The organism is Sphingomonas sp. CCH9-E2, assembly GCF_001557215.1.
GTDB lineage: Bacteria > Pseudomonadota > Alphaproteobacteria > Sphingomonadales > Sphingomonadaceae > Sphingomonas.
The window spans coordinates 1-4995 of the sequence record NZ_LSJM01000438.1 but is presented as its reverse complement, the minus strand read 5'-3'; the positions used below and the strand labels follow the sequence as shown (position 1 = coordinate 4995).

Genomic DNA, 4995 nt, shown 5'->3' with positions numbered 1-4995 from the left:
CAAGCCGGTTGTCGCGCCCGCACCCGCTCCAGCAGCTCCCGCCCTACCGCCCGCCGCGCCCGCGCTGGAGGCGATGACGGTCAAGCGCATCCTCGACATTCCCGGCCCGATCAGCTTCGGCACCTATTACTGGAACACCGACGGCGTCCCCGCCGATGGCCCGCTCGTCATCACCGTCGATCTGGAAGCGCAGACCATGTCGGTGTTCCGCGACGGGTACGAGATAGGCGCCACTGCGATCCTCTACGGCATGGACGAAAAGCCGACGCCGCTTGGGGTGCATGAGATCAAGCAGAAGAAGGTCCACCACATCTCGAACCTGTACGGCGCCCCGATGCCGTATATGATGCGCCTCACCTGGGACGGCGTCGCGATCCACGGGTCTGAGGTGGAGGAGGGGCGCGCCACGCATGGCTGCATCGGCGTCCCCACCGCCTTCGCCAAGCTGGTGTTCGCGCAGGCCAGGCTCGGCGACAAGGTGATCATCACCCGCGGCAAGCGCCTCGGCATGGGCGGCGTCGTCACCCCGGAGTGACCGTGTTCACTCCGCGATTCGCACCGCCTCCCCGACCTTCGCCGCCGCAATCTGCGCCGGGGTGAACGGAAAGCGCACCCATTGCTTGGTGGAGTACATCCGCGTCTGATCGCCAAACCAGGGCGATTGCGGGTCGGGCGACTGCGAGTAGGACAGGATCGTGTCCGCGACCGGACCTGCGTCGTCGAATCCCACCACCTGCACATAGCTCGACCCGTGGCGCGGCGTGAGCCCGCCCGGCACCGGCACCATCATCTGCACGTTGAGCACGCCCAGCGCACCATCGCCGCCATGGATCGGGATGCGGTCGGTGATCCGCCGGGCAAAGGCGACATCGCCCCAGCGTGCATCGAGCGCGATCCCCGCCTTGGTCACCTCCGCCGCCGCCGCCTTGAGCGCCGCGATCAGCTTGTCGCCCGTTTCGCCACCAGTGACCAGATCGCGCGGGGTGTGGACCGGGTCCTTGGCATCGAACGGCACCGCCCAGATGCCCGGCACCCGCGCCGCCTTCATCCAGAACCGGTCGAATAGCCACGCCCCCCGACTGTCGAGATCGAACCGCCCGTCCCATTTGCCCAGCGCCGCACAGGCATCGGCCACGTCCGCCTTGCCCGCGCACAGCGCCAGCAGCGGTTTCAATGCCAGCTCCCCCGCTTGGCTCTTGTTGGCAAAGGTCATCGCCTTGGCGCGTTCGTGATCGACCTTCCCGCCCGCGATCAGCGCGCGTGTCTCGATGAACCCCGACCGGGTGCGCAAGCTCACCGGCTTCTCCGCCTCGCCCAGGATCGGCGAGAGCACGGGGTGCGGATGGTCGGCATTGCTCAGCCAATAGCTGTCATTCATGTTGGCCACGTAATCGCGCCGCTGCTGCACCGCCTGATCGCTGGCAGGCATCAGCCCCGGAACCGGCGTCCCCGAAACAGCATCCCACGCACAGGCCGATTTCGACCCGTCGAGCAGGATCGCGGTCCGCGCCACCACCGCCGACAGCGGCGTCGCGCACGCCTTTTCCTTCTCCGCCGACACGTTCGGCACCGCGGTCACATCGGCGTGCAGCGCATCGCCATGCCGGTCGGCGACGATGGTGTTGACCCATGGAATGCCCAGCGTCTCGCTCACCGCCGCGCGCACCTCCCCGACGGTCTTCGCCGTGGCGATCCGCACCCAGGTGCCGATCCCGCGCTGGTTGCCCGCATTGGCATCGCGCATCGCAAAGGCGGTGGTCTTGCTCCACGTCGCCATCGCCTGCGGGATCACGATCACCGCTCCGAACCGAGTCGAGTACAGCGTCCGCGTCACCGGAGCCGCGCCGTCGGGCATCGGCACGGAGATGCTCTTGGCGACCATCTTCTCCGACTTGCCGTCGACCAGATAGGCGGTCGGATCATTGGGATCGAGCGTCAGCTGATACAGCGTGAAGTGCCGCGCCGCCGTCACCGTATGCGTCCAGGCAATATCCTTGTTGAAGCCAAGCGTGGGGAAGGGCGACCCGGCAATCCCGACCCCCGCCGTGTCCATCTTGCCCGGTATCGTGACGTGCATCTGCCAGAAGCGGCTCGGGCCGTGCCATGGGAAGTGCGGGTTACCGATCACCATCCCCTTGCCATTGGCGGTGACATCGCCCCCGAATGCCCAGCCATTGCTCGCCACCTCGAACTGCGCCGGATCGGGCAGCGCCATGCTCACCTTCGCCGGAGCCTCGCTTCCCGGCGGCGCCGCATTGGCAATGGCGGGCGCGAAGTTGAGCGAACTGGCGAGCAGCATCTGCTTCTCGTTGAGCCGCAGCATGTCGTCGGCGGTGATCGGTCGCACCCACGCCTTGCCGCGACACTCGGCAGGCACCTTGTCCGGCCCCAGGTCCTTGAGATAGCGATTATACCCGGCGACCCATCCCGCCGTCAGCGCCAGCGCCGCCGCCCCCTGCGCCGCCGCCCCGCGCCGCAGCTTGGGCAGGTCGATTGCCGATCGGAAGAACAGGTCGGACGACAGATTGTCGACGCTCTGAAAGCCCAGGGTCGCGCTGCCCTTCGGCCCGAAATGCAGCGACCGCTCACCCGCGACCGTCGCAAATTCCTCGGCGATCATGCACAGATTGTCCTGCGCATAGGCATAGCCCACGCCATAACCCGCCCCGCGCCAGTCCTGCGCGACGATGTGCGGCACGCCATGCGTCGTCCGCGTGATCGTCGCGGCATAGCGGTATTTGGCCTGCGCCGCCCCGCCCCACAGCAGCGCAACGCCCGCAGCCGCCACCAGCATCGCCTTGCCCATCCGATCCTCCCATGTTTTCGGACCAGCCTAGCGCCGCTGCCGTGCACGGCAACCGTTTGCGCCAACCCGCCGCTGCGCTAGACGGGCGCGATGAGCCAGACCCAGCCCCCTGTCGCCGCGACCCGTCCCTACAGCTATCAGCGCCATGGCGTGACGATCGACGACCCGTGGAACTGGCTGCGCGACCCGGGCTATCCCGAGGTCAAGGACAAGGACGTGCTCGCCTATCTCGAGGCCGAGAACGCCTATTTCGAATCCGTGATGGAGCCATTGAAGCCGCTCGCCGAAACGCTGTTTCAGGAGATGCGCGGGCGGATCAAGGAAGACGACGCCACGGTCCCGCAAAAGGACGGCGCCTATCTCTACTGGACCGATCACGAGACGGGCGGCGAATATCGCCGCTGGTGGCGCAAGCCCGTCGCGGGCGGGGACGCCGAACTGATCCTCGACGAACCCAAGCTCGCCGAAGGGAAGGAATATTTCGTCCTCGGCGGCTTCTCGGTCAGCCCCGACGACCGTTATCTCGCCTACGCCTTCGACGACAATGGCTCCGAACGGTTCGAAGTGCGGGTCAAGGATCTCACCACCGGCGACCTGCTCCCCGACACCATTCCCGGCGTCCTCTCCGACCTCGTCTGGACCTCGGATTCAAAGGGCTTTCTCTACGGCGTCGCCAACGACCAGTGGCGCACCGACAATGCCCGCTGGCACAAGCTCGGCGACCCGGTCGAGGCCGACATCGAACTCTATCACGAGGATGACGAGGGCTATCGCGTCGGCGTGGGCGAGACCCAGTCGCGCCGCTTCCTCGTCATCTCGACCGGCGATCACGTCACCAGCGAAATACGCCTGCTCCCCGCCGACAATCCGCTCGCCGAACCGATCCTCGTCGCCCCGCGCCAGACCGGTCGCGAGTACGATGTCGAGGAGCATGACGGAACGCTCTTCATCCACACCAACGACACCCACACCAATTGGCGCCTCGTCACCGCCAGCCTCGATGCGCCGGGCGAATGGCACGAGCGGATCGCGCCGTCCGAAACCTTCTACATGACCGGCGTCACCACCTTTGCCGACTATTTCGTGGTCGAGGGGCGCGAGGCCGGGCTCGATCAGATCGAGATCCACCAGTACGAAGGCGGCCCCGGCACGCGCATCGCCTTCCCGGAAGCCAGCTATGTCGCCAGCCTCGGCGACAACCCCGAATATGCGATGGCGAAGCTGCGCATCGGCTATGAATCGATGGTCACGCCCGGCACCGTCTATGATTATGACGTCGCCACCGGCACGCTGGAAACGCTCAAGGTCCAGATCATCCCCTCGGGCTATGACGGCAGCAAATACGCGACCGAGCGCCTCCACATCGCCGCGCGCGACGGCACGGACATTCCGTGCTCGATCGTCTATCCCAAGGGCTTCCCGCGCGACGGCACCGGGAAAGTCTATCTCTACGCCTATGGCGCCTATGGCTATGCCATCCCGCCCGGCTTCTCGACCGCGCGCATGTCGTTCCTCGACCGCGGCGTCGCCTTCGCCATCGCGCATATCCGGGGTGGCGACGATCTTGGCCAGCAATGGTATCTCGACGGCAAGCTCGAGAAGCGCACCAACACGTTCAACGACTTCGTCGACGTGGCGAAGGGGCTGATCGACCGCGGCTACACGCACAAGGGCGGCATCGCCATCGCGGGGCGCAGCGCGGGCGGCGAGCTGATGGGCGCGGTGGTCAACTCCGACCCCGACCTCTGGGCGGTGGTCGTCGCCGACGTGCCCTTCGTCGATGTGCTCAACACCATGCTCGACGACAGCCTGCCGCTGACCCCGGGCGAATGGCCCGAATGGGGCAACCCGATCACCGACAAGGCCGCGTTCGACCTGATCCGCAGCTACAGCCCCTATGACAATGTCACGGCGCAGGCCTACCCGCCCTTGTTCATCTCCGGCGGCCTCAACGACCCCCGCGTCACCTATTGGGAACCCGCCAAATGGGCGGCCAAGCTGCGCGCGACCAAGACCGACGCCAATGTGCTGGTGCTCAAGACAAACATGGGCGCGGGCCATGGCGGCAAGTCGGGCCGCTGGGAGAGCCTGCGGGAGGCGGCCGACGAAAACGCCTTCATCCTGTGGCAGCTGGGGCTGGCCAACGCTTGACGCCCGCATCGCTCCATTATGGCGGGACTCCCCGCCAC

General features: G+C 66.6%; 3 protein-coding genes. 2 read left to right on the top strand and 1 reads right to left on the bottom strand.

Annotated features, from left to right (window positions below; genetic code table 11):
- The coding region (locus AX681_RS19515; RefSeq protein ID WP_231735029.1) for a L,D-transpeptidase family protein at window positions 1-535 on the top strand (535 nt) is incomplete at its 5' end.
- A 6-nt stretch (window positions 536-541) separates the two neighbouring features.
- Here AX681_RS19515 and AX681_RS19510 read toward each other — a convergent pair.
- Entirely contained in the window at window positions 542-2806 is a 2265-nt protein-coding gene (locus AX681_RS19510) for a penicillin acylase family protein (RefSeq protein ID WP_066682654.1), read from the bottom strand.
- A 90-nt stretch (window positions 2807-2896) separates the two neighbouring features.
- Here AX681_RS19510 and AX681_RS19505 point away from each other — a divergent pair, with 90 nt between their 5' ends.
- Window positions 2897-4957 carry a S9 family peptidase gene (locus AX681_RS19505; protein ID WP_066660940.1) on the top strand — a complete coding sequence of 687 codons (2061 nt, stop codon included), beginning with the start codon at window positions 2897-2899 and terminating at the stop codon, window positions 4955-4957.
- Window positions 4958-4995: the final 38 nt, after the last annotated feature.